The organism is Natrinema hispanicum, from assembly GCF_004217335.1.
In the GTDB taxonomy this organism is placed as follows: Archaea; Halobacteriota; Halobacteria; order Halobacteriales; family Natrialbaceae; genus Natrinema; species Natrinema hispanicum.
In genome coordinates this window covers 389,069-415,636 of sequence record NZ_SHMP01000005.1, presented here as the reverse complement: position 1 = coordinate 415,636, position 26,568 = coordinate 389,069, and the positions used below count along the sequence as shown (strand labels likewise).

General features: G+C 62.0%; 21 protein-coding genes. 13 read left to right on the top strand and 8 right to left on the bottom strand.

Annotation, left to right across the window (positions count from 1 at the left end):
* Positions 1 to 14 precede the first annotated feature (14 nt).
* The 7 genes from BDK88_RS14110 to BDK88_RS14080 all read left to right on the top strand — a co-directional run bounded on the left by BDK88_RS14110 (position 15) and on the right by BDK88_RS14080 (position 8,951).
* Entirely contained in the window at positions 15 to 2,228 is a 2,214-nt protein-coding gene (locus BDK88_RS14110; protein WP_130500981.1) for a VWA domain-containing protein, read from the top strand.
* An 81-nt stretch (positions 2,229 to 2,309) separates the two neighbouring features.
* Entirely contained in the window at positions 2,310 to 3,929 is a 1,620-nt protein-coding gene (locus BDK88_RS14105) for a uracil-xanthine permease family protein (protein WP_130500980.1), read from the top strand.
* Positions 3,930 to 4,034: 105 nt separating this feature from the next.
* Positions 4,035 to 4,862, top strand: coding sequence for an alpha/beta fold hydrolase (locus BDK88_RS14100; RefSeq protein ID WP_130500979.1), 828 nt, complete (start codon positions 4,035 to 4,037; stop codon positions 4,860 to 4,862).
* A gap of 499 nt (positions 4,863 to 5,361) precedes the next feature.
* Entirely contained in the window at positions 5,362 to 6,369 is a 1,008-nt protein-coding gene (locus tag BDK88_RS14095; protein WP_130500978.1) for a carboxypeptidase regulatory-like domain-containing protein, read from the top strand.
* 1,499 nt (positions 6,370 to 7,868) lie between these two features.
* Entirely contained in the window at positions 7,869 to 8,177 is a 309-nt protein-coding gene (locus BDK88_RS21575) for an alpha/beta hydrolase family protein (RefSeq protein ID WP_207225295.1), read from the top strand.
* A gap of 68 nt (positions 8,178 to 8,245) precedes the next feature.
* Positions 8,246 to 8,536, top strand: a complete 291-nt coding sequence (locus BDK88_RS14085) for an ArsR/SmtB family transcription factor (RefSeq protein WP_130500976.1) — start codon at positions 8,246 to 8,248, stop codon at positions 8,534 to 8,536.
* A gap of 145 nt (positions 8,537 to 8,681) precedes the next feature.
* Positions 8,682 to 8,951, top strand: coding sequence for a hypothetical protein (locus tag BDK88_RS14080; RefSeq protein ID WP_130500975.1), 270 nt, complete (start codon positions 8,682 to 8,684; stop codon positions 8,949 to 8,951).
* Positions 8,952 to 9,363: 412 nt separating this feature from the next.
* Here the strand turns inward: BDK88_RS14080 and glmS are convergent, their stop codons facing one another.
* From glmS to BDK88_RS14070, 3 genes are all read right to left on the bottom strand, one after another.
* A complete protein-coding gene (glmS, locus tag BDK88_RS14075; RefSeq protein ID WP_130500974.1) occupies positions 9,364 to 11,172 on the bottom strand; it encodes a glutamine--fructose-6-phosphate transaminase (isomerizing) in 1,809 nt (602 codons plus the stop codon).
* On the bottom strand, positions 11,172 to 11,312 hold the full coding sequence (locus BDK88_RS21250; RefSeq protein ID WP_165396971.1) for a hypothetical protein: 141 nt from the start codon (positions 11,310 to 11,312) through the stop codon (positions 11,172 to 11,174). The genes glmS and BDK88_RS21250 overlap by 1 nt, the downstream gene beginning before the upstream one ends.
* A 454-nt stretch (positions 11,313 to 11,766) precedes the next feature.
* Positions 11,767 to 12,189, bottom strand: a complete 423-nt coding sequence (locus BDK88_RS14070) for a helix-turn-helix transcriptional regulator (RefSeq protein ID WP_394342676.1) — start codon at positions 12,187 to 12,189, stop codon at positions 11,767 to 11,769.
* A 568-nt stretch (positions 12,190 to 12,757) separates the two neighbouring features.
* On the opposite strand from BDK88_RS14070, the gene BDK88_RS14065 reads away from it, so the two are divergent.
* The 4 genes from BDK88_RS14065 to BDK88_RS14050 all read left to right on the top strand — a co-directional run bounded on the left by BDK88_RS14065 (position 12,758) and on the right by BDK88_RS14050 (position 18,271).
* Positions 12,758 to 14,158 carry a nucleotide sugar dehydrogenase gene (locus tag BDK88_RS14065; protein WP_130500972.1) on the top strand — a complete coding sequence of 467 codons (1,401 nt, stop codon included), beginning with the start codon at positions 12,758 to 12,760 and terminating at the stop codon, positions 14,156 to 14,158.
* 117 nt (positions 14,159 to 14,275) lie between these two features.
* A complete protein-coding gene (locus tag BDK88_RS14060) occupies positions 14,276 to 15,349 on the top strand; it encodes a DUF354 domain-containing protein (RefSeq protein ID WP_130500971.1) in 1,074 nt (357 codons plus the stop codon).
* Complete coding sequence (locus tag BDK88_RS14055; protein ID WP_130500970.1) at positions 15,346 to 16,308, top strand: glycosyltransferase; 963 nt, start codon at positions 15,346 to 15,348, stop codon at positions 16,306 to 16,308. Before BDK88_RS14060 ends, BDK88_RS14055 begins: the two co-directional genes overlap by 4 nt.
* The gene (locus tag BDK88_RS14050) at positions 16,298 to 18,271 is read left to right on the top strand and encodes a glycosyltransferase family protein (protein ID WP_130500969.1); all 1,974 of its coding nucleotides are present in this window, start codon (positions 16,298 to 16,300) and stop codon (positions 18,269 to 18,271) included. Before BDK88_RS14055 ends, BDK88_RS14050 begins: the two co-directional genes overlap by 11 nt.
* A gap of 404 nt (positions 18,272 to 18,675) precedes the next feature.
* Here the strand turns inward: BDK88_RS14050 and BDK88_RS14045 are convergent, their stop codons facing one another.
* Together BDK88_RS14045 and BDK88_RS14040 are read right to left on the bottom strand one after the other, a co-directional pair.
* Positions 18,676 to 19,254, bottom strand: coding sequence for a metal-dependent hydrolase (locus tag BDK88_RS14045; RefSeq protein ID WP_130500968.1), 579 nt, complete (start codon positions 19,252 to 19,254; stop codon positions 18,676 to 18,678).
* Positions 19,255 to 20,244: a DUF1616 domain-containing protein gene (locus BDK88_RS14040; protein ID WP_130500967.1), complete on the bottom strand. Its 990-nt coding sequence runs from the start codon at positions 20,242 to 20,244 to the stop codon at positions 19,255 to 19,257. It abuts the gene before it with no gap.
* Positions 20,245 to 20,633: 389 nt separating this feature from the next.
* On the opposite strand from BDK88_RS14040, the gene BDK88_RS14035 reads away from it, so the two are divergent.
* Complete coding sequence (locus BDK88_RS14035; protein WP_130500966.1) at positions 20,634 to 21,245, top strand: DUF7344 domain-containing protein; 612 nt, start codon at positions 20,634 to 20,636, stop codon at positions 21,243 to 21,245.
* 58 nt (positions 21,246 to 21,303) lie between these two features.
* On the opposite strand, the gene BDK88_RS14030 is transcribed toward BDK88_RS14035, so the two are convergent.
* Both BDK88_RS14030 and BDK88_RS14025 read right to left on the bottom strand, forming a co-directional pair.
* Positions 21,304 to 21,789 carry a hypothetical protein gene (locus BDK88_RS14030; RefSeq protein ID WP_130500965.1) on the bottom strand — a complete coding sequence of 162 codons (486 nt, stop codon included), beginning with the start codon at positions 21,787 to 21,789 and terminating at the stop codon, positions 21,304 to 21,306.
* Between the two features lie 152 nt (positions 21,790 to 21,941).
* A complete protein-coding gene (locus tag BDK88_RS14025) occupies positions 21,942 to 23,645 on the bottom strand; it encodes an asparagine synthetase B family protein (protein WP_130500964.1) in 1,704 nt (567 codons plus the stop codon).
* A 224-nt stretch (positions 23,646 to 23,869) separates the two neighbouring features.
* Here BDK88_RS14025 and BDK88_RS14020 point away from each other — a divergent pair, with 224 nt between their 5' ends.
* Positions 23,870 to 25,198, top strand: a complete 1,329-nt coding sequence (locus tag BDK88_RS14020) for a polysaccharide deacetylase family protein (RefSeq protein WP_130500963.1) — start codon at positions 23,870 to 23,872, stop codon at positions 25,196 to 25,198.
* A gap of 168 nt (positions 25,199 to 25,366) precedes the next feature.
* Here the strand turns inward: BDK88_RS14020 and BDK88_RS14015 are convergent, their stop codons facing one another.
* The gene (locus BDK88_RS14015; protein WP_130500962.1) at positions 25,367 to 26,482 is read right to left on the bottom strand and encodes a PKD domain-containing protein; all 1,116 of its coding nucleotides are present in this window, start codon (positions 26,480 to 26,482) and stop codon (positions 25,367 to 25,369) included.
* Positions 26,483 to 26,568 lie beyond the last annotated feature (86 nt).

Below are 26,568 nucleotides of genomic sequence, written 5' to 3'. Positions count from 1 at the left end.
GTATTAGCGCAAGTATGGTTGCAAACGCCGGGGGCAAAAAGCTGTCGTCACTCCCCTTTCCGGCGATCGTCGGACAGGAGGAGCTGAAACGAGTGTTACTCGCCGTCGCGGCCAACGACGGCCTCGACGGAGCCTTGATCACGGGCGAGAAAGGGACCGCGAAGTCGACTGCGGTGCGAGCGCTCGTCGATCTCCTGCCCGAGCAGCGGGCCGTCGCCGACTGCCCGTATGGCTGTTCGCCCGACGACTCGAGCCAGCAGTGTGACGACTGCCGCGACCGCGATCCTGCAGACCTCCCGGTCGAGACGCGGCCCGTGCCGCTCGTGACCCTGCCGCTGGGTGCGACGCGAGATCGAGTCGTCGGTACTCTCTCGGTCGAAGACGCGCTGGCCGGCGAGGCCGACTTCGATCCCGGCCTGCTGGCCCGCGCCAACCGCGGCATCCTCTATGTCGACGAGGTCAACCTGCTGGACGACCACCTCGTGGACGTCATCCTTGATTCGGCTGCCAGCGGCATCAACACCGTCGAACGCGACGGCATCAGCGTCTCCCATCCCGCGGACTTTACCCTGATCGGGACGATGAACCCCGAGGAGGGTGATCTTCGGCCCCAGCTACGGGATCGCTTTGCGCTACAGGCCACCGTCGAGGGCAGTCGCGAGATCGACGACCGCGTCGAAATCATCGATCGCGCACTCGAGGGAGAGAGTGATCCAGATCCCGCAACGGCGTACGCCGACGAGGTCGACGCCTTGCGCGAGGAGTTGGCCGCGGCCCGCGAGCGCCTCTCGAGCGTCGACCTTCCCGCCGACTTCAAAGCCGAAATCGCTGATCTCTGTCTCGCAGCTGGCGTCGACGGCCACCGCGGCGACGTCGCAACGGCCCGAACCGCCATGACGCTGGCCGCACTCGAGGGTCGCGAGACAGTCATCGAGTCGGACGTCCACGAGGCCGCGACGTACACGCTTCCCCACCGGCTTCGGAGCACGCCCTTCGAGGACGAACCGGATCTCGACGACCTGCTCGAGGACCGCTTCGATGAGGAGTCGCCCGACGACGATGGCGAGGGGGATGGAGACGACACTGACGGGGACAACGGTGACGACGGTGACGAAAGCGAGCCAGAACCCGAACCTGGAGATGGAGACGAGGACGGCGGGCGCGAGGGATCAGACGACGGCAGCGATGGGGCCGACGGTGACGACTCGAGCGGTGGCGGCGATGGCGACGAGAGTGACGACGGGCCTGAACAGCGACCGGAGCGCGGGGAGCAACCGGCCTCCGCGAACCAGTCTCCGGCTGAAACCGGCGACGGGCGGTCGGACAACGACTCGAGCGAGCGCGATTCCGAGTCCGAATCAGACGACTCGTCCGACGACGGGGACGACGAAGACGAAACCGCCCAGCCACTCGTCCCCGGCCAGCAACGCGCTGGGATCGGTGAAGCAGTCGCACCGGACCTCGAGACGGCGACCGTCGAGGGCAGCGAGGGCCCGACTGCGACGGGATCACGGGCGAGCACGGCACCGAGCACGGACAACCGTGGTGCGCGCGTCCGTACCGAACCCGCCTCGGGCGAGGGATCGATCGACGCGGCAGCGTCGGTTCGATCGGCGGCAGCCCGCGGTGAGTCACGCGTCGAAAAACAGGACCTCCGGCAGTCGGTTCGGGCCGGCGAAACGTCGGTGACCATCGTCTTCGCCGTCGACGCCAGCGCCTCGATGCGCCCGGCGATGCGCACCGCCAAGGGCGTCGTCCTCGAGTTACTGCGCGACAGCTACGAACACCGCGATCAAGTCGCGTTCGTCGCCTTCGCCGGCGAAGACGCCGACGTCTTGCTGCCGCCGACCGACAGCGTCTCGCTGGCTGCCCGCCATCTCAAGGATCTGCCCTCGGGCGATCGAACGCCCCTGCCGGCGGGTCTGGAGACCTCGAGACAAGTCATTGACGGCGCCGACACCGACGCTGCGGTCGTCGTTCTCGTCACCGACGGTCGGGCGAACGTCGCCGATGGGAGCCCGACAGCGGCGACTCGCAAGGCAGCCCGTGCGCTCGCAACGGACGACACGCGGGTGGTCGTCGTCGACGCCGGCGATGACTCCCGTGCCGGCCTCTCGGACCTCGTCGCGAGCGAGACCGAGGGAGACGTAGTCGATCTCTCGAGGCTGTCGGTCGAGCGGGTCCGGGCGGCCGCCGAACGAGCGGCCGACGAGAGTCAGCGGTCGTAAAACAGGACAACTGCCCGAAACGAGAGGCGGACGGATCAACACCCCTTTGAACGCACCTCGGCTGGTATCCGACGGAAATCGATGACGGGGGATGAGCAAGTCGCCGACGAGTCCGTCGGTGATGCGATCGAATACGGAATCGACGACAAGCCACCGCTGGGTGAATCGATAGTGCTCGGGGTCCAGCACTATCTGACAATGGTTGGTGCGAACATCGCGGTGCCGCTGATCCTGGCCGGCGCGATGGGGATGCCGCCTGCCGTGACTGCCCGGTTCATCGGGACGTTCTTCGTCGTCTCGGGGATCGCGACGCTCGCTCAGACGACGTTCGGGAACCGGTATCCGATCGTCCAGGGTGCGCCGTTCTCGATGCTTGCGCCGGCGCTTGCCATCGTCGGCGTCGTGACCGCCGGCGGCGTCTCGGGACAGCCGGGCTGGCAGGCCGCGCTGTTGCAGTTACAGGGGGCGATCATCGTGGCTGCAGTGGTCGAGGTCGCGATGGGTTATTTCGGACTGGTCGGGAAACTCCGCCGGCTCCTCTCGCCGGTGGTCATCGCGCCGACGATCGCGCTGATCGGGCTATCGTTGTTCAATGCCCCCCAGATCACCACGGCGAATCAGAGCTGGTGGCTGCTTGGACTCACGCTTGGCCTCATTCTACTCTTTTCGCAATATCTCGACGTTCGACACAAGGCGTTCCGGCTCTATCCGGTCATTCTGGCGCTGGTCATCGCGTGGGTCGTCGCCGCAGCTCTCTCGCTTGACGTGACGTTGGGCCCGGTGTCGATCGCCGACCTGACGCTCGGTCCGCTGTCGATCGATCCCGTCCTCGGAAGCGATCATCCGGGCTACGTCAACCTCGGAGCGGTCGCGAACACCCGGCCGCTGCTGCCGATCTATCCCTTCCAGTGGGGTGTCCCAGAGATTACGACGGCGTTCGTCATCGGAATGTTCGCCGGCGTGTTGGCATCGATCGTCGAGAGCATCGGCGACTATTACGCAGTGGCGAACATCTCGGGTGCGGGCGCGCCAAGCGAGAAGCGGATCAACCACGGTATCGGCATGGAAGGGTTGATGAACGTCTTCTCGGGCATCATGGGAACCGGCGGCTCGACGTCGTACTCTGAAAATATCGGCGCGATCGGCCTGACCGGCGTCGCCTCTCGGTACGTCGTCCAGATCGGTGCCGTCGTCATGCTGTTCGTCGGTTTCATCGGTTATTTCGGGCAGTTGATCGCGACGATCCCCGATCCCATCGTTGGCGGACTCTTTATTGCGATGTTCGGCCAGATCGTCGCCGTCGGCATCTCGAACCTGCGTCACGTCGATCTCGCCTCCTCGAGAAACACCTTCATCATCGGCTTTGCCCTCTTCGTCGGGTTGGCGATCCCGGCGTACATGGGCAACTTCGAGAGTCCGATCGCGTTCCGCGAGGCCGTCGGCCTCGAGGCCATGATCGGTGCGACCGGCTTGGCGAACACGGCCGCCGCAACCGCGATCGAAGCCGCGGCACAGGCCGTCATCGACACGATCTACATCATCGGATCGACCGGGATGGCTATCGGCGGACTCGCGGCACTGGTCCTCGACAACACCGTTCCTGGCTCCCGCGAGGAACGCGGTCTCGCGGCGTGGGATCGCATCTCCGAAGACGAGTCGGAGTTCGACTCGGTCTGGGACCGCTGGCTGGGGACAGAGTAGGGGTCGGTCCCGACTGTGCGAGGCGGTGAGCGAACTAGTCGCCCGTTTCTCAGCCCGTGCGAACGCAACCCGGTATTCTAAGAGCGAGCGGCTCCCAGCCTATGTATGGCTGCACTCGAGCTCGACGACGGGACCATCCACTATCAGACGAGCGGCGACGGCCGGCCGCTGGTGTTCGTCCACGGCGGGTGGATGGACGGGACGGCCTGGGAGCCACAGGTCGATCACTTCGCCGACGAGTATCGGGTCGTCACACTCGACGTTCGCGGCCACGGCAGTACCGGCGCGACCGACGCCGACCAGTACTCGATCGAACTCTTTACCGACGACCTCGAGGCGCTGCTCTCTCGCCTCGAGGGCGACCAACCGATCCTCTGTGGGCTCTCGCTCGGGTCGATGGTCGTCCAGGAGTTTCTGGATCGTCATCCAGCCAACGCCTCGGCCGCGATCTTGGGCGGGGCGGTGCGATCGATGCCGCCGGTCGAACTTCCGACGGCGATGAAATCGTTGTGGTCGCCGCTGCCGGCGCTCACGACGTCGCTGTCGCTGTCGGGCTCGACGGGGACCTTCCAGTCGATGCTCCAGTCGATTCAAGCGACGACTGGCAAGCGGTGGTTGTCTGTCGATCCCGACGTCAGAGCCGAAGCGATCGACGGCGTCGGCGACATCTCAGCGGCGGAGTATCGGAAGATCTTCGATGCGCTCTATCAGTACGACCCGCCCGAGTTAACCGGCGTCGAGACGCCGACGCTCGTCGTCCACGGCGACCAGGAGGCTCCGCTCGTCAAGCGACAGGGCTCTCAGATCGCCACGGACGTTGCCGACGGCACGCGAGTGGAACTGTCCGACTCGGGCCATCTGGTCAATCTGGATCGGCCGCGTGCGTTCAATCGGGTGACGGCCAACTTCCTCGAGAAAGTTACTGCAGCATAGCTCTCGAGTAACAACTGAAACGATTGACAATCGGCCGCATCGTCCGCAGGTCTCGCTTACGGGACGCTCCGAACCGCGCACCCGTCGATCGACACCGACGGCGATGACACGCTCGTGGCCCGCGAGTGAGACGGACGTCTGTAACTCAGTTTGGGACGCCCGCGACCCGTTCTGCAAGTCTACGGGAGATTCGGACCAACAGGCCGTATGAAACGGATTTATGGACCCTATAGTGAACCGCCAAACAGTAGAATCGTCGCCTAATGAAATCTCGCAGACCTGTGTCTGACGCACGGCATAGCCAACAGCGCTCCTCGAGCGGCCGGTCAGATCGGTATCGTCCGGATGGCATCCCGGTCTCGACAGTGACCGAGACCAGGAGTGTGGAGACGGCCGACTGGTTGTCTACTGACCGGGTCCCACCGACGGTCCCGTCGGTCGGCGAGCCGATGGGTGTGTAACGTACTGATACTGTCTCTCAAGTCCGAAATTATTCATAATGCGCCGCAATGCCCAACGTAGCCGAACGGAGACCCGATCGATTCAGCGTAGCGTCCAGATCCTGCTTACCGTCTGTGGCATCGTGTTCCTGCTGGCTGGCCTGGTACTCGCCGCAAGCGGTGCGTCCGTCAGCAGCGCCGTCGGCTCGGTCAGCGACAGGATCGACGATGCCCAACAGCCGGCCAACGACGGTGGCGACACGGCCGACAGCGACTCGGTAGGCGATGGCGATGTGACCGATACCGATGGGGCCGGTGGAACAGCCGACGAAACAGGAGAGGTGGACGGTGCTGACAATACAGACACCCAGACCGGCGGGACTGATAATACAGATACTCAGGCCGACGGATCTGACGACACGGACTCTCAGACCGACGAATCTGATACCACGGACTCCCAGACAGACGGAACCGACAGCACAGACACCACGGACGGCAACAACGAGACCAGTACCGACGAATCGCACGTATTGACGGCGATCGTGGAATCACAGACCGGCACTGCGATCGACAACGCTACCGTCACCGTCGACTCAGGGTCCGGATCGAGCGTCTCAAAATCGGTCGACGAGAACGGCGAGACGGAATTCACACTCGAGGACGGCGAGTACGCAGTTACTGCGGACGCGGACGGCTACAAAACCACAGAGAAGCCCGTTCAGGTCGATGGTGCAGACCAGACGATCACGCTAACGCTCGAGCAACAGACCCAAGCCGACGACGACACCGACGATAGCGATGGGACGCACACGCTTGCGGTGACCGTCGAAGACGAGAACGGCACCGCGATCGAGAACGCAACCGTCGACGTCGCGGAAGACACCGTCATCTTGGGCTCGAGCGAGGAGAAACCGGTCGGTGACGATGGCAAGGCAACGTTCGAACGCGGCGACGGGACGTACATGGTCACCGCGAAGGCTGACGGGTACACGTCCGCGGGGACGACCGTCACGATCGACGGTGCGGACGAGGCGATCACGCTGGCGCTCACGCCGGCAGACAATTAACTCCTGTCGCTGCCAGCCGCGGTATTCAGCGGCCGGTCGTGCCGAGACAAGGGGCTCCGTTTGCATGCTGGCGTCCTCATTGACCATCGAGGACGGGCACGGCTCTATTCACTCTCTTCTTCCGGTTTTCATCCGCTCTTTCCAACCACCCGCCGTTCGCGCCGGTACTTTCCACCCGCTCGAGCGCACAACGGCCGTGTCGCGAACGGACTGCACATCCGATGTCGAACCGGTGGACTGACGTCGATTCTATCCCGACCGGTAGCAGAACCCGAAAGCCGTGGCTCGGTACCTGTATCCGTCATGGACGCTGCCACGTGTCCCCTGCTGATTCTCGACCGACATCTGCCTCGTTTGCGAGACGATCCACGGTCTGCCGAACTGCACCGTCAGTGAGACCGTCGTGTCCCTCGGCGGCCTTGAGCTCCCCCTCGGAGTGGCGGCCGAGCCGACAGCTGCGAGTCGAGCGACGTCTCCGCCGCCTCAGAAGTTGAGACTGGTGTTCTCAATGCATACGGTCTGAGCGACACAGTGTTTTATTCTGAGTTGTTGTCTTCTATCAGTATCAAGGGTTCTGCATAAGCTGGGATGAATTTGTGCCTAACCTGTGGCCGATTTCGGCAATCGACTAAGTCAGTTCGCTGGCCAGTACGATCTGTATGTCATCAGGCATCTCTCGGAAAGCGTTTCTTCGTGCAACCGGAGTCGCACTTGCTGCGACTATCGCAGGGTGTAATAGCATAGCTGACAACGGCGGATCGAACACAGAGACACAGACCTCTCCACAATCCGAACGACAGAATGAGGACTCTCCGACATTCGGAAATTTCTACGTCGGCAACGCAGATACAAGCAGTAGTACGGTCATTGATGGACGTGCTGAAGTCGTATATACACGGCCTGAGACGGCGACCGACAAGTCACCAGTCGTAATGGTACCCGGCCTCGGGTTGTCACCGTACATTTACCGGACGACACCTGACGACCGACGCGGCTGGATGGAGTACTTCGCCGAAGCTGGCCACCCAGTGTATGTATTCAATCCCCCTCGAAACGTTGATTCAGGCGGGTTAGATACTGGTGCGCTCCAGAACTCTGACTCTGCGTCACTCTCTCGATGGTCTATCGATCGAGCATGGCCGACGTGGGGGTTCGGACCTGAAGTCGGTGACCCGTACGAGGACGTTCGATACCCGGTCGAATCGGTAGACCAACTCGTTGCGTCATTCCCCGCATACGTCAGCACCGGTGGCGGAGGTGGCGGTAGGCAAGGTGGAGGCCAGACGGGCGGACGTGGCGGCGACCAGAACTCCACATCTGCGGATTCCACTGCCACAGCTGGAACCCAGACTGGGTCGACTACTGGAGGTGGCGGTGGGAGTCGGTTCGCATCACCTCAGGAGACTGCCGCCTTAGAGGCACTTCTCAATCGTGTTGGTCCGTCAATGTTGCTCGTCCATTCAGCAGGTGGTGGATCCGGATTCGCAGTCGCACAGGCTGTGCCTGACCTCGTTGAACGGATCGTCGCAGTTGAGCCGGTCGGCGCGCCGACTGACCCCCAAACTGTGGCGGAGATGGGTGGTGATGCACCGTTTATGGGTGTTTATGGCGATTATGTCGACGGGCGTGGACAGGCTGGTCGCAAGGAAGCGACCCAGACAACTGCAGATCTCGCAGAAGAGACAAATCCTGCATCGACGCTGCTTAGCCTTCCAGACGAAGGAATATCCGGAAATACACATCTCATGATGCAGGACGACAATAACGGCGAAATCGCTGATCGAATTATCACCTGGATTGGCGACTAATTCGGGGGAGTGGCATCGTTCGGACCGAGACAGAATGTATTTGCACCGACCAAATGAATACTCGATAGATGCGGCAGTTGCTCTGGTGGCTCATTGGTGGGTCTCGTGGAGGCCGCAATCGGCTTCGTATCCTCCGCGCACTCAACGACCAGCCACGGAACACCAATCAATTGTCAAATGACCTGGATCTGAGCTACAAAACAGTGCAGCACCACCTCGAAATCCTCGAAGAGAACAATATCGTGACCACAGAGGGTGACAATTACGGGCAGATGTACTTTCTCTCAAACAGAATGATGAACAACCTCGACATCATGGAAGACGTGGCGGAACAGGCCGGAGTTGATGATGATTCGTAACTGGATTGAGAGTCCCCTTGGAACGACAGTAGCGAGTGCCATCATCGCAGCGGGTATCGCACTTGTTGTCACACTGTCCACATCAATTCCATCTCATGGTCCTCCGGCGAGGACGCTGTCCTCACAGGTTGAACTGCTCATTCGGATGGAGGTCTTCTTTACAACCCTAAACCTCGTGTTGCTGGTGGTACTTGCAGTCATATACGTGCAGCTCTATCGCGATCTTCCGAACAAGTACACAGCAAGCCTGCTTGTGCTAAGCCTCGCGCTGCTTCTATACGCGGGGACGTCAAATCCATTAGTACACAACGTCTTCGGCTTCCGCCCTCGCCCAAATATCGGCGCGTTTGTGTTTCTCCCAGACTTCTTCATCGGACTTGCCATCCTGGTTCTCCTCTATCAGAGCCAGACCTGAGTTCGCATTAATTTTCCAGATCTATGAGGTGTCTTCATAAACTGATTTCGTTGGTAGATTAGTTGGCAGTTCGACAGGGGGCGATTGAGAGGAGATTCGAAGCCGAACTAGTCACTGATTCGCCCGATATCGCGCATTACAGGTCCGCTAAACCCGGTGTGGTCTCAACTTTCCCGTTGCCTTGCTCGAGGCGTCTTCCTTTGGACTGCCTCGTCGTGTGCTGAGTCGGAACACTGGGGCTAAGCGGAACGATGAGGGCCATCCAGAGAAGAGCCTATCAGATCGTGATGCGAGAGCGGTCTCTCCGTCGTGTCGCTCCTGCTTCGCTCATGGAACGCTATGCGCGGCTTCGAGACGTGAACCGGCAGCGTCGAACTGACCGCGAAAAAACGTTAGCTGTGAGACGAGCCGATCATTCGACCGTCACACTTTTCGCGAGATTGCGTGGTTTGTCGATCGGCCGCTCGAGCTGTTTCGCAGCGTGGTAGGACAGCAACTGCAACTGGACGTTCGCGAGCAGTCCAGCCCAGACGGGGTGGGTCTCGGGCACCGACAGATGTGCGTCGGCGATGTCGACGAGGGGATGGTCGTCGGGTCCGACGGCGATGATCGGCGCACCGCGGGATTTGGCCTCGATCGCGTTCGTCTTTGTCTTCTCGTCGTCGCTGCTCGTGTAGACCGCGAACAGCGGCGTCTCCTCGGTCACGAGCGCCAGCGGCCCGTGTTTGAGTTCGCCGGCGGCGAACCCTTCCGCGTGCTCGTAGGTGATCTCCTTGAACTTCAGCGCACCCTCGAGCGCGACGGAGTGACCGTGGCCGCTGCCGATGAAGAAGAACGACTCGCTGTCGAGGGTGTCCCGAGCAAGCGTCTCGGCGCAGGTCGACTCGAGGACGGTCTCGACGTGCTGTGGCAGGTCTGCAAGCGTCTCGAGCATCGCCGCTCGGTCGTCTGCGGGGGTCGCATCCGGAACGTCACCGGCGATTCGCTGGGAGAGGAGCGCGAGCGTAACCGCCTGCGAGGAGTAAGTCTTCGTCGCGGCAACACCGACCTCCGGGCCGGCGCGGATGTAGACCGCGTCGTCGGCTTCGCGGGCGGCTGTCGAACCGACGACGTTGGTGACTGCGAGGGTTCGCGCGCCGCGGTCGGCCGCGGTTCGGAGCGCATCGAGGGTATCGGCAGTCTCGCCACTTTGTGTGACTGCGACGGTGAGCGTGGTGTCGTCGACCGGCGCGGTCGTCGACTCGTACTCGCTGGCCCGGAGCACGTCGGCCCCAATCCCGGCCTCGCGGACCAGCTGGCTGCCGTACATCGCCGCGTGATACGACGTCCCGCAGGCGACGAACTGGACGGACTCGATCCCGTCGAACGTCCCTGACGGGAGGTCCTCGAACGCAACGTCGCCGTCCTCGACCCGGCCTTCGATCGTGTTGGCGAGGGAGGTCGGCTGGTTGTGGATCTCCTTTAACATGTAGTGGTCGTACTCGCCCTTTCCTGCATCCTCGGGGTCCCAGTCGACGGTGTCGACCGACCGCTCGATCGGATTCCCGTCGAGATCGGTGATACAGTAGGAGTCAGGCTCGAGGACCACCAGATCGCCGTCCTCGAGGTAGATCACCTCGTCGGTGTGATCGAGGAACGCCGGGACGTCGCTGGCGAGGAACCACTCTTCCTCATCGAGTCCGAGGACGAGCGGCGACCCTTTCCGTGCGGCGTAGACGGCTTCTTCACCGTCGACGATTGCTGCGATCGCGTAGCTCCCCTCGAGCGTGTCGACGGCTCGGCGAACGGCCTGTTCGGTGTCACCGGTTGCGTCCCGGTACTCATCGATGAGGTGTGGGATGACTTCCGTGTCGGTGTCGCTGTCGAACTCGTGGCCCTTCTCCTGGAGGTCTACCCGGAGTTCGTCGTAGTTGTCGATGACGCCGTTGTGGACGACTGCGACGTCACCTGCCGTGTCCGTATGCGGATGGGCGTTCTCGTCGGTCGGCGGGCCGTGGGTACTCCAGCGAGTGTGGCCGATCCCCATGTTTCCGTGCGGCTGGGTACTCAACGCCGATTTGAGGTCGGACACTTCGCCCGAACATTTGTGGACCTTGACGCCGGAGCCGTTTTGGACGGCAATGCCTGCCGAGTCGTAGCCCCGGTACTCGAGGTTCTCGAGCCCCGAGAGGAGCGTCTCCGCTGCGTTCCCGTGACCGATCCGCGCGATAATGCCGCACATCAGCCGATCACCTCCGGCTGTACGGCCGGCGACCACGCCGCATCGACTGTGTCGCCTGCGGCGGGGCAATCGACGGTTGTGACGGACGTATCGAGTCGGCTCGAGACCGCTGCGGTGAGTGCAGTACTGTTCCGTGTCATTGGTATCGTCGAACCCGTCCGCGCTCTGCTGTCGGACCGGGCGTCACTTCCACTACGGACAACAGCGGCCATTACTATACCACGAATAAGACGGTACCACGAACGCGACGCGAGCTATCGACTGTGTAATCCGTGTTCGGTTTCACAATTTTCACGGCTCGCTTCGTTCTCTGTCCCAGCGGCACACGGCGTTTGCGTGATCCCCATTCGGATCGGGTTCGCAACTGCTTCGAGCCGGTAACATGCCGCAGTGGCGTCCGCTCGAGACGGAGTCACAGCGTCAGACCGACGTACTGGACGGCTCGTCGATCGGTTTACGAACGGAGTAAACCACGCTCTGGTCGCTAGAAGTCGAAACACGGTCGACAGAACTGGTCGCCATCGTCGCACGATGGCTCGGCGACATCGACCGCGTTCCAGTTGGTGCAATTGTGGATGTCAACGGGGAGGATACTTACGGAAGCGGATTTCCGACGTCGTCCGACTGCGGCTCGTCGTCGGCCGGGTGGTCGGCAAAGACGATGACGTTTTCCCGACCCACCGATCGCTTTTCGATCGTGCCGTCGGCGTGCATCTGTGAGCAGATGCGGCTCACTTTCGACTTCGACCAGCCCGTCTCGTCTGCGATCCGGTGTTGGCGAACCCGGCCGTGATTCGCGACCAGCAGCCGGACGACTTTTCCTTCGTCACTCAGGAGTTGCGGCGGTGTCTCGGGCGATAGATACGATTCGTACGCCCGAGGAGTGTCAGTGTGTGCATGAGCTGCGTCCGCTGTATCGCCTGCCGTCTTCGCGACGAGCGGGAGCGACGAAATCTCGAGTTCGTGTTCCGACAACACGTCCGCCGTGCGAATCCCGATGAGCACACTGATGAGCACGAAGAGAACCGCGATCAGAGCGACATCCCCGAATGATGTCGTGCGAAGCAGTTGCAACGGGTCGCCAGATCGACTACCGATCCAGAGACTACCTGTCCGCAAGGGACTCGCGTGGACGCCCTGGTGAGGTGAAGCCAGACCCATATCGATCGAGACGATGCTATGAATCGATGCGAGCTGGGCTCTGACTCCGGGCGGGGAATGTGACACCATGATTGACGCGGTTCTGCTGCGGCCGGGCTGACCGAGTCACGGTGGACGTGACCTCGCCGACCGCACCGGAGATCCAGCTCCCGTGACCTTCATTATGAATCCGTATAGGAGCGTTTAACAACGATTTAAGCGCTCATCCCGGCGTCCAGCCGTCAACCGGGATATGCTGCTGGCAGCGCCAGTTGCCGCTCGGTTTCACTGTGCGAGACACTTGCACCCGTTTATCCGCGGTATAGTAATCCCCCGACACCGACTTGCCGAGTTTGTAGCACGGGCCGCCGATCGCGGGCCCGACAGTTCCGAACAGTCACCGTCGCACTCGGTCGTGTGACGGTCCAGCGACAACGCACCACCCATGACCACGATAATCAGCGATACGGAGACGCAATCGGACGAGCAAGCGAGCGGCCAGTACGAGGCCGAATCGAGCGGTGAGAATACCAGCCTCGAGCACGAGACGGAGCGGACAACGCGCGAAGCGACGATCTGTGTCGTCGGATTGGGCTACGTCGGACTGCCGCTTGCAGTCGGGTTCGCGCAGTCGGACTACCGCGTCATCGGATACGACGTCGACGACGTGACGGTCGACCGACTCCAGCGAGGGATCGACACGACCGGCGACCTCTCCGACGAAGCGATCCAGGACGGTGAGATCTCCTATACGACCGATGCGACCGCGATCTCCGAGGCCGACTACGTCATCATCGCCGTACCGACGCCGATCGACGACGACGAGCGACCGGACCTCGGCTACGTCGAGAGCGCGGCGACCACCGTCGGTTCGAAGATGGCCCCCGAGACGACTGTCGTCCTCGAGTCGACGGTCTATCCAGGCACGACACGCGACGTGCTCGTGCCGGCGCTCGAAGACGCGTCCGGACTGACCGCAACCGAGGACTTCTTCATCGGCTACTCCCCGGAGCGCGCAACACCGGGCGACGAGGAACACGGGCTCGCAGACGTCGTCAAAGTCGTCAGCGCCCAGAACGAGACCGTACTCGAGGACGTGGCGACGCTGTACGAGTCTATCGTCGACGCGGGCGTCCATCGCGCCCCGTCGATCGAGGTCGCCGAAGCCTGCAAAGTCGTCGAGAACGCCCAGCGAGATCTCAACATCGCGTTCGTCAACGAGCTCTCGATGGCGCTCGATCAGATGGACGTCGACGGACAGGCCGTCCTCGAGGCTGCGGGCACGAAGTGGAATTTCCACGACTACCGACCGGGGCTGGTCGGCGGCCACTGCATCCCGGTCGATCCGTACTTCTTCGCGTACCGATCGGCCAAGGAGGGCTTCGAGCCCGAACTCATGCAGACGGGTCGGCAGGTCAACGAGTCGGTGCCCGACCACGTCGCCGAGCTGACGATCAAGGCCCTCAATCAGTGTCACAAGACGCTCCGCGAGAGTCGCATTCTGGTGTTGGGACTTTCGTACAAACCGGGCGTCGGCGACATCCGCAGTTCGAAGATCAACAACGTCATCGACGAGCTTCGGGAGTACGACATCGATATCGAGGGATTCGACCCGTTTGCTGACGACGACGCGGCTCGCGACGCGTTCGGCATCGACGTGCAGGATCGGCTCTCGTTCGAGGGATTCGACGCGGTCTTGCTCGCGACGCCGCACGCGGAGTTCGAGCACCTTGACCTTCCGGCGGTGGCGAGCCAACTCACGGACGAGCCCGCGCTAATCGACGTGACCGGCACGATCGACGAAGACGCGGCCGTCGATGCGGGATTCGTCTACCGGGGGTTGTGAGGGGATGACAGACCAGCGGTACGGATTCGAGACGGTCGTCGCCCGGACGGGAAGCCAAGCACCCTCGGAGGCAGGCCCCGTCTCGAGCCGACAGCCCCCCGCAGAGGTGGATCGCCGATGCGCGTGATGATCACGATCCAGCATCCCGGACACGTCCACTTCTTCCGGCACCCGATTGCGGAACTCGAGGCACGGGGACACGAGGTCCACGTCTTCGCTCGCGAGAGCGATGTCGCCGTCCAACTCCTCGAGGCGTACGACATCGACCACGAGGTGCTTGCCGGCGAATCCGACTCGCTGGTCTCGCTGGCGGCGGTGCAGGCGACCTACGAGTTGCGACTTCTCCGACGGGCACGGCGGATCGATCCGGACGTGATCACGGCGATCGGCGGCGTCGCCGCCGCCCACGTCGCGTCGGTGACGAGCGCGAAGAGCCTCGTCTTCTACGACACCGAACACGCGACCCTCATCACGAAACTCGCCTATCCGTTCGCGGACACGATCTCCACACCGGCGTGCTATCGCGACGAGATCGGCGCGAAACAGGTGACGTATCCGGGCTATCACGAACTCGCCTACCTCCACCCGGATCGGTTCGAGCCCGATCCGACCGTTCTCGAGGAAGTCGGATTAGACACCGAGACATCCTTCGCCGTCGTTCGACTCAGTAGCTGGGACGCCTCCCACGACGTCGGCCACGGCGGATTCGACGACCCCCGAGCAGTCATCGATCGACTCGAAGACGCGGGCCTACACGTCCTGCTGACCGCCGAAGGGGTGCCGCCGTCCGAGCTCGCGTCGTACCAGTTCGAGACCTCGCCGGACCGGATGCACGACCTGCTCGTATACGCCGACGTCGTGCTGAGCGAAGGCGCGACGACCGCGGCGGAAGCCGCCGTGCTCGGCACGCCAGCGGTCTACGTGAACCCGCTCTCGCTTGGCTACACGGTGGAACTCGAGGAGGAGTATGGCCTGCTATTCGAGTACACTGATGAAGAGAGACACGCACGCGGGCTCGAGCAGGCCGTTTCGGTCGTCGAGGAGCCCGCCGAAACGTGGGACCGACGTCGTGAGCGCCTGCTTGCGGATCGGATCGACGTAACGGAGCTCGTCGTTCGGCAGGTCGAAACGCTCGCGCAGGCCCGCACGTCCGGTCGAGCGACTCCTGTGCCGAATCCGGATCATCCATGAAGGTACTCCAACTGGTCACGTCGCCACGACCGTTTTTCGACCAGCAAGTTTCCGCGCTCGAAGCGCGCGGCGTCGACTGTACGGTTCTCGAGGTGCCTGGCGAACACAGCGGCGATTCGGGTCGGTCGCCGGCGGATTACGCACGATACTACGCGACCGTGCTCTCGGCGGTCCGGTCGTCGTCGTACGATCTGGTACACGCGAACTACGGGCTCGTCGCCCCGTTCGCGCTCGCCCAGCCGACCCGGCCAGTGGTGCTCACCCTGTGGGGGACGGACCTCATGAGCGACCGGGCGTGGCTGCGCTCGTGCAGCCGATACGGTGCCCGCCGGGCGGACGCCGCGATCGTGCCGAGCCGGGTCATGTCTCGCGACCTCGAGACCGACCACGAACTGATTCCGTTCGGCGTCGACACCGACCTGTTTCGGCCGATAGCGCGGGCGGACGCCCGCGAGTACCTCGGCTGGGAAACCGAGCAGCCGATCGCACTCTTCCCGTACGACCGGACCCGTTCGGTGAAGGACTACCCGCGCGCTCGCCGCCTCGTCCAGCAAGCCGACGTCGACCTCGAGCTGCGGACGGTTTCCGGCGTCGATCACGACGAGATACCCTACTACATGAACGCGAGCGACGTCCTCCTGGTCACGTCGAAACGCGAGAGCGGCCCGATGGTCGTCAAGGAAGCCGCCGCGTGTAACCTGCCAGTCGTCTCGACCGACGTCGGCTTCGTCCGCGAGACGATTCGCGGCCTGACGAACTGTACCGTCAGTGACAACGACGGTGCGCTCCTCGGCGGCTTAGAGCGGGCCATCGAAGACGGCGGCCGATCCGACGCCCGCGAGTCGATCGACGGACTTTCCGTCGACACACTCGGTGAGCGTCTCCACGGGCTGTATCGACGAGTGTTAGACAGGGACGGCGGGACGAGCTATCCGACGGGGGTCAGTCATGAAGTATAGTTCGCTGTCGGAGCTGCGGCCGTTTCGACTCGATACCGTCGCAGCGATCTCTGGACTCCTGCTCGCGCTGGCGTTGTTCCCGCTGCGATTTCTCACGTCACAGATCTACATCAAGACCGTGCCGGTCATCCTCGGCACCGCGTGTGTGCTGTATATCGTCTCCCTGTATCAGCGCGATGACGCGCGGGCAGTTCCGACGCTTCCCTCGTCGGTGTCGATGGCGCTTCCGAGTGTCGTCTTCGTCGGGCTGTCGGGCCTCGTCGTGTTGCCGGTCGTGCAGGGGGAGCGAACGCTCGCGTTCTTCGGGCTGGCGAGTGTCGTCGGCACGCTCGTTATCGGCCAGATCGTCTTCGCGAACGATCGCGATCTCCATCCCGGCCTGCTGTTGCTCCAGATCGTCTGCTTCGCGTTCGTCTTCCGATTCGCCGCGCTCTATACCACGCCGGGCTACATCGGGATCGACATCTGGACCCACCGCGAACTCGTCGACGCGATTCTCACGGAGCAGTCGCTGAGCGCGATCTCCGATAACAAACACTACGGCTCGCCGTTCTACCACCTGCTAGTGGCCGCCTCGTCGTTGCTGTACGACGTCCCGATTCGCGCCGCGTTGTACCTCTCCGTTGGCCTCGTGATGCCGCTGTCGGTCCTGCTCGTCTACGCGACGACGAACTTGCTCGTCTCGACGAGGTGGGCGGTGCTGGCGACGGCGCTCTACGCGTTCGGCAACCACGTCGCGCGGTGGGGAATCCACATCATCCCTACGAGTCTGGGGCTGGTCTTCTTCCTCGCGATGTTGTACGCGCTGATCCGCGTGATGCGGATCGAGTACACGATCCGGGACTTCGCGCTGCTCCTGTTGTTGAGCGTCGCCGTCATCCTCACACACCAGGTGTCGACGTTCATCATGCTCGTGTTGTTACTCGCGGCGTTTATCGCGCAACTCGTGTTCGTGATCGGCCCGTTCGGGCTCACGCGACTCGACACAAGCGTCTTCCGGACGAAAAAGCCGGTCAACCTCGTCGGACTCGTCGTCTTCAATCTCGGACTGACGATCTTCGTGTGGTCGCTGACGCCGTACAACCAGGACTCGTTTTTGGGGACGGTTCTGAGCTACTTCACGCAGACGCTCGAGGACAGCGCTGGCTTCCTCAACACCGCGAGCGAGTCCGAAACGGCCAAAGCGGGGGCCGAAGCCGCGCCGACGCTGCTCGAGCAGGTCGTGCCCTACGTGGACAACCTCGGTTTCCTGCTGTTGCTCGGTGCCACGTTCGTCGGCTGTCTGTACGTCGTCCATAGGCGACGTGCCGAACAGTCGGTGTTCACGCTCCTGCTAGCGGCGGCGTTCATGCTGGTGTTTATTCTCGGGTTCCCGATGTTCGGCATCCGGACGTTCATCCCGACGCGCTGGTTTGCATTCCTCTATGCGCCGATGGCCATCCTCGGTGCAATCGGGCTACGGACGTTGCGAGGAAACCTGACGCCCTCGCTCGTCGTCTCTGTGTTACTGGTTGGCGTGCTCGTGTATCCGGGCGCGATGGTCCTCGCCGTCGAGAGCAACGTCGAGAATCCGGTCTTCTCGGACCAACACGAGCGCCTCGCATACGACGAGACGGAACTCGCTGCGGCCGAGTCGATCGCCGAACTGACTGGGTCGCCTGACGGCGAGGAGATCCGCCCCGATCAGCAGCTCCACACCGATCACCCCTATCAGACGCTGTTCAGTCGAACAGGCGCGTATCCATCGACGACGACCGCGACGGTTCCCGACGGTGGCGTCGCAGCACACGACTACACGGTCTACCGGTCGGCACAATCGACCGAGGCGACGTACGTCACGGACGCGAACGAGACGGCGCGGATTGAAGACCTCTCCCCGACACAGCTCTGTCGGCCGGACCAGGCGACGGTCTACACGAACGGGGACGTGACGATGTGTACGCCCTCTCCGGCAGGCCGCTAATCGTCACCAGGACCAGCCGGGCACTTTTTCGAAGTACCGTTAACTGACCCGACAAGCGGTGCCCATCTCGAGCGATACCGAGACAATCGATTGCGACCGCTTCTGCCCTGTCTCTTTGCCGTCGCGACCCAATCAGGTAGTACGGTCCGTTGTATCTCTTCCAGACCGATCACGGCGCTCTCTCGAGCGCCAAACGACCACGAAACTGCCACCGTCGAGACGACGATCGATACACGCTCGAGGAGCCAACGGTGGTGGGAACGCCGTTCCGCATTCGTGGCCGTGAGTTCGAAACGATTGGTCGTGTCGTCTCGGTCGCCTTGCAGCAGAACAGCCCCGAGAGCGACGCAGTGTCGTTCGCTGTTGTGTAGGAGAGATCCGATTCGACAGCGTTAGTTCGCCAGTCACTGATGGCTTCGAGTACGCAGGAGCCGCCAGACATCAGCGGTCGGCGGTGCGCCGTCGGATAGCCAGAGCGCCACGACAGCGAGGCCGAGCAGCAACTGTGCGACGATCTCGATCGTGAGACCGCCGGTGAGAAGCTGATAGATGTACCGAGCAAGGTACAGAAGCAGGTGGTCGAGGAACCCTCCGTGATCGGTCCCTGGTGGCGATGCGATCGGCCAGAGCATGATTCGGCCGTCAACGCCGCCGCCACGGAGCAACTGACTGAGCAAGTCGGCGATCGGGTGGGAGAGGTATGCAAGCGAGAAGGCACCCGCAAGCGCTCGGGCCCCTCTCCGGGCGGCCACCGCGTACGCGACGAGACAGACAGCCGGCGCGACGAAGATCGAATGCCCGATCGAGTAGCCGGTCTCTGCGAACCCGAACGTCCACCCGAGCGGTTTATCGACGAGATCCGGGAGCTGTGACCCGATGGCAACGACGATCGTTTCGCGACCCGAGGGAGACGCTCGAAAGCCGACGTTCTTCGTCAGCGAGTACAGGACGTACGCAAACGCGAGGTGCTCCCACGGCCACATCTATTCCACCTCGATCGGGAGCCGAGCGACGCGATAGGCGTTGTCAACTGTTGGCTCTGCCGGTGGATCGCCCTCGTAGAGCAACACCGTCAGCCGCAGCTCGCTTCCCCGCATCGTCGGCGTGATTTCGAGGGGCTGTCGCGTCGATTCGCCGTCGGCAACCGTCACGGCCTCTTTGTCCAACGCAGTTGATTCGTGAACGGTCACGTTGTCACCCTCGTAGCTCACTCGCTGGAGCAACACGACAGTCGTGTAGCGCTGCGTTTCGTGTTCCTGATTCGTGATCGTCACCGCCAGTTCCTGTGACGCTCCCGCGGTATAGGTCGAGTCGTACATCGTGTCGATATTTCCGGTGACGTTTTTCGTCTCGACCGACAGTTCCGTGAATCCGTCATGTTGGGGTGGGTTCGCAAGGGCGAAGCCACTGCTTGCGAGCAACAAGACCAGTCCGACTGCGATTGCAACGTTGTACGGTCGATTGTTGACCCGATCGTACGGACTCGGTCGGTCCCGAGTAAAGAACGGTGAGATCGACGCGACCGACGGAACGAATCGTCGATCGGCCGGACAGCGGTAGCGTGTGCCGATTGCAAGGAGTGCGAGTATAACGGTGAGCATCGAGAGCCCAATGAGGATCGGTTCTAGCGTCACTCCCCCCGGGGTTACGGCCGCGAAAAGGGTGATCGCAGGAACGAGCGCGACGCTAAAAACGATTGACAGGACTGTCCGTTCGATCGCCTCGAGTCCACCACTGACCAGCAACGGACTACCGAGTCCCGTTTTTTCGGTGTCGAACGACTGGTAGTCGTCGTTTGGCTTGTCTGGAAAGAGGGCCGAGACGAGCGCATACCCAGGAAGAACCAACACGAGCGGAATCGCCAGCACAGTTCTCACAGGGCCAATTACACCTGAAACAATCCCGAACGTGAGAACGCCAGTGACCGCGATGACGGCCGCCAAATCGAAAAACCACCAGTTGGTGTCGCTCATTTCGTCGTCTCTAGAGGCCAGTGACGGTTTATTATCGCCCGAATAAGCCCCGAACTCACGGGGTAGTCCGACGGCTGTCTGACGGTGAAGTATAATAATCTCGATATCGGATTCGATCGAGCGATATTCTCCCGCTATTGAGTGTCGTGGAAGCATGAACGATTCAAAATTCGAGTTGAGTGTCCGAAATCAGCGGAGCGTATATTCTCGAAATAAATAATCAAGTCGTTTCGAGATTCTTGACTTTCAAGCACTCTAAGTTAGTATCTGTCTGTATTAAAATGACACGAAAAGTAGATAGACTCTATGAAATTACGTAAAATCAGTAGTTCTCGAATACACGATTTCTATCCTTTATTACCCACCTCTGGATAGGGGAGACTGGTGCAATGAAAGCGAAATATATCAGCTCCGATGGGATAGACGATCAGGGTGCTATCGACGATAGTCCAGACACGGATACCGAAGCTGATCGTCTCTCCGAGGAGTCTGCGTTTTCGAAGGACGAAATCTTTCATCTCCTGCAAAACGAACGCCGACGGATGGTTCTCCGATATCTCCGCGGCACTGAAGGCCCCGTACGCATGCGCGATGTCGCAGAGCAGGTCGCAGCGTGGGAACACGACACCACTGTGGAAGAGCTTACCTCCACACAACGCCAGCGGGTCTATATCCCACTGTATCAGTCGCATCTCTCGAAACTCGACGAGGCGGGCCTTATCGACTACCAGCAGAACCGCGGAATCGTCGAGCGAAAGTCACTTGCTGACCGAGTCGACCAGTATCTCCAACTCGAGTCGGCCGACGACTCGACCGACGAGCAACAGGCTGAGAGCGCCGAGTGGGAAGATTACTACATCGGTGCGACGGTCGTTTCCTATGCAGTCCTCATCGGCGCAGTGATGGAGCTGCCAATCGTCTCGTTCCTCTCCGGGATCGGCCTGAGCGCGCTCATCCTGTCGATCTTTACCGTCCTCACGATCAGCAGGCTTGTCAATTAACGACGATCAAGATCGTTCTCGACGACAAACGACGGTGATCGATGACAGGGGTGTACTATTACGAGATTAGAACAGAAACCGAAACGAGCGCAATAACGACACACAGCAATCCAAGAGAAATCGCCGCAAGCACGGCCGATGAGAAGAACTGATTCTCGTTCGCACGAGTCATGGACCGCTCGAGCACTCCCCGTGTCTCGTCGAACTCGATTGCTCCAGCCGCATCGAGTGCCGGCAGACGGTCCTGATGGAGTCGCTCGTGGACGGTTGCCCACGTTTCGATCGTGGGACGAGCCGGTTCGACCAGTTCATCAGTGACTTCGTCGACGGTGACAGGCGTGTTCAACTCGTCGAGGGCAGCCACGAGCGCAGTATCGGAGTCCGGGATGAACTCCTGCGCTCGCGTCTCGTTCGTATCAGTCTTCGAAAAGTCATGTCCCGGTGTGGAGACCATCGTAAACCCAGAAGTCGTCTCTGAATCCCCCGAGCGTTCTTCGGCGTCCCCCTCCGACGAAGAGCGCAACCAAGACGGCGTCAGACGCATATTCCACGCTAAAATGCCTTGGTATATAAGGTTTCTCACGGTTTATCGATAATGAACGGAATAAATCGCAGCGAGAGCGGGTTTCACAAGTGATAATAGTTGCAAAACGCTCTCGAGACACCTGTAATATCTCATATATAATGTGCAGTCCGTTATGCGACCACGGGGTCCGATGGGCGAAGCCACGGACGGAGCTGCTCCGGTAACTCCGACCAGCATCCAAGCCACCCACGGAGGTCAGTGAATCTGAGTTTGTGTCTGGCCGGCAGGCCGTGGACGTGCTCGAGGTCGCCTAATAGCCGCCGATCGAAATCGTGTCGCTCGAAGAGTGTCTCCCGATCCGGCCACGGCGGTTCAAACGATGCGAGAAACGGCGTTTTCCGGCGGACGAATCCTTCGACCTCGTTGAACAGCCGCGCATCGTACGGTCGGTCAGGTGGCCGATGTCGCAGGATGTTGTCGTCGATCTGCTTGCACGCACGGAGAAACGTTTCCGTCGTTCGGTGTTCCGGTGGCGTCCGGAGGTGCCAGTCGATCAGCTCGCGATCCGTCGCTAGAAACGACGTCACGAAGTGATCGGAGAGATGGTTGTGAAACGGCATCGATGGCTGGTTCGCGATGCCACAGCAGGTGAGCGCGTTCTGTACTGTGTCTGCGCGGTCGCGTCGCGCCCCGAACTCGTCGGCGACTGCCTCCCTGACGAACGTGTCTGGATCGACGTCGAAAGACGTCTGTGCGGCGAGTTCGAGGCTGGCTTCGCGGCTGTAGCCGAACTTCTCGAGGAGCGACTCGACGGGATCCGGATCGGACTCGAGTCGGCCGGTCGGAACGCGTTTGCCGAGTACGTCGACGGTCTCCGAGGCGGTGAAATGGCCACGGAAGAACGTATCACAGAGGAGCCCATGGAACATCGTGTCGACCTCGATTTCATCCGTGTAGCCGGCGTGATGGATGTGCAGGGACTCCTTGATCCCCTGTGAGTAGCGGATCTTCGACTCGTCGGGTCGAAGATATCGCTCGTCCGGCGGGAAAGCGGTGTGGCTCGCACCGTACTGGGCGGCGAGCGCTCGCGCACCGCGGACCTCCTTGGCGTCCAGCGAGCCGACCGTGTAACTCCGGTCGATATCGTCGACCTGCGAGAGGACGATCCGCGAATCATAGCCGGCCGAGAGGAGGACGCCGGCTCGCCCCGGTAGCGACGACCGCCGTCGGAACGCCCGGTCGAGGCGGTCGGCGAGTTCGTCGACGGGATCGAACGCCTGGGGGGATAGCGGTTCGTAGACGAACCGTCCCAGCGAATCGACCGACACGGGCGTCAGCCGGCTGTCGAGTGGGAGTCGGGAGAGTTCCGTCACGGCTGTCTTCTCGCCGAGTATTACGCCTAGATGCAGGAACTCAAGGACGCCGTCCCGGTTGGGCGTCGGCTCCGCGATCGTGCGGCCGACCGCAGCGGCGTCCGTGCCGAAGACGCGAACCCCCGGTTCGTCGGTGTAAAAACACTCTCGAGAACGGACCGGATCCGTGGCGACGAACGCATCACCGCTCACCTCGGCGTCGATTACGGCCAGATACGAGCCGTTGAGCTCTCGCAGTGCCTCGATGCCGATCGTCTCGTAACGTTTGAGGAGCCAGCGCGCTGCGTTCGGGTCGTCGTCGGGAACGTATGCCTCCCCCCAGACGAGACAACAGCCCTCCTCGCCGGTGTACGTGGCGCTCCAGCCGGGGACACCGAGATCGGCGTCCCTGATGCCGACTGTAAGAGTCGATCCGTCGAGGACCGCGTCGAATTCGTCGCTGGATCTGAACCGCTCGAACGTGTCGATACCACCCATTACACCGAAGAGTTCCCTGTTCATCGTCGAAGATCACCTGAGAGACGGCGTACGACCGTGTGTGGAAGAGCCGAGATTCGCCCGATCTTCGCTCGCGTACGCCTCCGTAGAACACGATCGACCGGCCGTTCAATTACTATGCTACCGTTAAGCGCCCAGACGGCGGGGATGTGCCGGATCGGACGGCTGCCAGCCCGGCCTATTGAATCCATAATAATGGGATCGCTGTCGGTAGCTTCGGCGCACTAATGTCACGGAAACGTACGACGCGACGTCGGTTCCTCGCACTCTCGAGTGCAGCCGGACTCACCGGGATGGCCGGCTGTGCAGAGCAGCTCGAGTCGGCAGCCAACCAGGTCGCCGGTCAGTCGTCGAACGAGACGCCAAGCGACGCGAGCGGTTCCACGCCAGGGCTCACTGACGGGGTGCCGCCGCTCGAGACCGAGTTCGACAGCCGAGAACGGTATCGACAGCCGGGCGACTCGCTCGACGACTTCAGCGATCTCGACACCTGGACCATCGTTCAGGGATCAGGCGGGGCAGACGAGGACGTCGCGTTCGACGGCGAGCAGAGCTTCAGGCTCCGGTCGAACGGCAGCAGGAACATCATCGCCGAGCGAAGCCTCGAGGGTGAGGACCTGACGGAAACGGATCTGTCGTTTGCGGTGCGGACGACGACGCCCGACAGCATCACGGTCAACCTGCGAGTGGTCGACCAGTTCGGGAGCTCGAAAGTCTACTCGCTGCGACAGATCCGGTACCGCGAGCCCGATGTCGGCTGGTTCCGCGCGAGCCCCGGCGTCTTCCAGCAAAGCGAGTACGAACCCGCACTCGACCACCTCGATCGGCTCGAGATTCAAGTGCTCCACTCCATGCCGGAGGCGGAGATCTGGATCGACGATCTGCGGACCCATCCGACGCCCGACCAGGGGTACGTCATGCTGAGCTGGGACGACGGGACGCTCGACTACTACGAGACAGCCGCACCGCTCCACGACGAGTACGGGTTCCCGGCGGTTCAGGCGGCGATACCGCGGTGGGCCGAACAGGGCCGAGACGGGATCATGTCGATTTCAGAACTTCAGGACCGTCAGGAAGCGGGCGATCAGATCGTCGTCCACGGAACGCACGAGCCGATTCACGAACTCGACGACGAAGCGACGATCAACGAACGGCTCAGGCGTGACAAACAGTGGTTCATCGACAACGGGTTCGAAGGCGCGAACTACATCGTCCACCCGCACAACAGCTTCGACAAGGCGAGCCTCGAGCAAGCGACCTCTTACCACTACTGTGGCGGCTTCAACCAGGCCGGCAACGTCAATACGACGAGCGTCTACGGCTTCGATCCGCTGGTGTTACCGCGGACGATCGGCCACGACCTCGAGATTTCGAAGCGGTGTGTCGACCTCGCCGCCCAGCACAACCAGTGTACGGTCCTGAACTTCCACACCTTCGAAGCCCACAACACGATGCCGAAGGCCGATTACGAGGCGTTGCTCGAGCACATCGACAGCGCCGACGTCGAGGTCATCACCTTCGACGATCTCTGGACACTGCGGACGAGCAACCGCTGATTTGGCGCTGCCCGCGCACCGAATTCTCGAGGCCACCCGTCCGTTCACTGGCACGCTGTCGCTTCTAAGTTCGACGAGGGCTCAGACGGACTCCTGTCAGTCAGTTCCGGTGCAACCGCAACCCGCACTGCGGGCCCACCGGTAAATCGGTACAGCAGACCGTATCAGTCAGCAGCCCGCCGAGAGCGTGATCCGATCGGTATCGGTCGCTCCATCGTCGTCGACGACGCGGAGCACCACCGATTGCTCGCCGTTCTCGCTGATTGTCACCTCGATCGTCTCGCCCGTCCGGTCGAACGCGTCGTCGTCACCGACGCGCCACTCGTGACGGACGAGATTACCATCCGGATCGCGCGACTGTGATGCGTCCAGCGTCACCGTCTGGCCCGACTCGAGCGTTGTTTCGGCCGCGTCCGGCGGCACCGTCTCGATCCGTGCGACCGGTGGCTCAGTGTCCGTCGTCTCGTTGCCGTCGTCGGCCGACAGTTCGGCGTCCGTCAGCGTCTCGAGGAGTCGCTCGACGATCGCCCTGTGCCACTGGACGCGAGTCTCGAGTGCGACGTCGGTCGAAAGCGTCTCTGCGAGGAACGCGTCGGCGTTCAGATCGCGGGCGGCCTTGTGGACGAGCAGCCCGTTCGGTTCGGAATCGGGCGAGGAAAACGGCCCAGTCTGGAACGCGAGGGCGGGATCGTCCACGTAGTTTCTGGTGACGTACTCGGCAGTGTCAACGGCGGTCGCCTCGTCGCCGTCCGAGTAGAATATCGCCTGGCCGACGCCATCTGTGGGATCGCCCGCGTAGATGTCGGTCGACTCGTGAAGGTCGACGACCACGTCGGGATCGTACTCGCTGATGACGTCCCAGATCGCGCGTGCGAGTTCCGTCTGCGGTGTCTCTCCCTCGGGGAACTGTCGGTTGAGGTTGGTCCCTTCTTCGTCGTTTCTGGTTCCGCGCTCGATCGCGACGGCGTTGGCCTCGGGGATTACGACGAGCGTGCCGGCGTCGATCGTCCAATCGGCGATCTGATTCGCCGCCGTGTAGCCTGCAACCTCGTTCCCGTGTATCCCGCCGACGACGACCGCCGTCGGTCCCTCGGCGTCCGCGGTCGTCACGAAGACGGTCGTTTCCTCGTCCGTTCCCTCGCGAATGGGGAACGACGTTCGCGTGACTGTTCCCCCGTCGGTGTCGGCCGTATCGCCGGCCACGCTGGCGACGCCAGTGCTCGTAAGTGTACATCCGGCTGCGACAGCCAAAACGGTCCGCCGTGAGAGCGTATCGCGTTGCATTCGTCCGCCCCGTCGGTGTCAGGCGGTTTTACTACAGGTGCGATAAGGATAGAAACGGGATACTTTCGCTTCTGCAACGGTCTCTG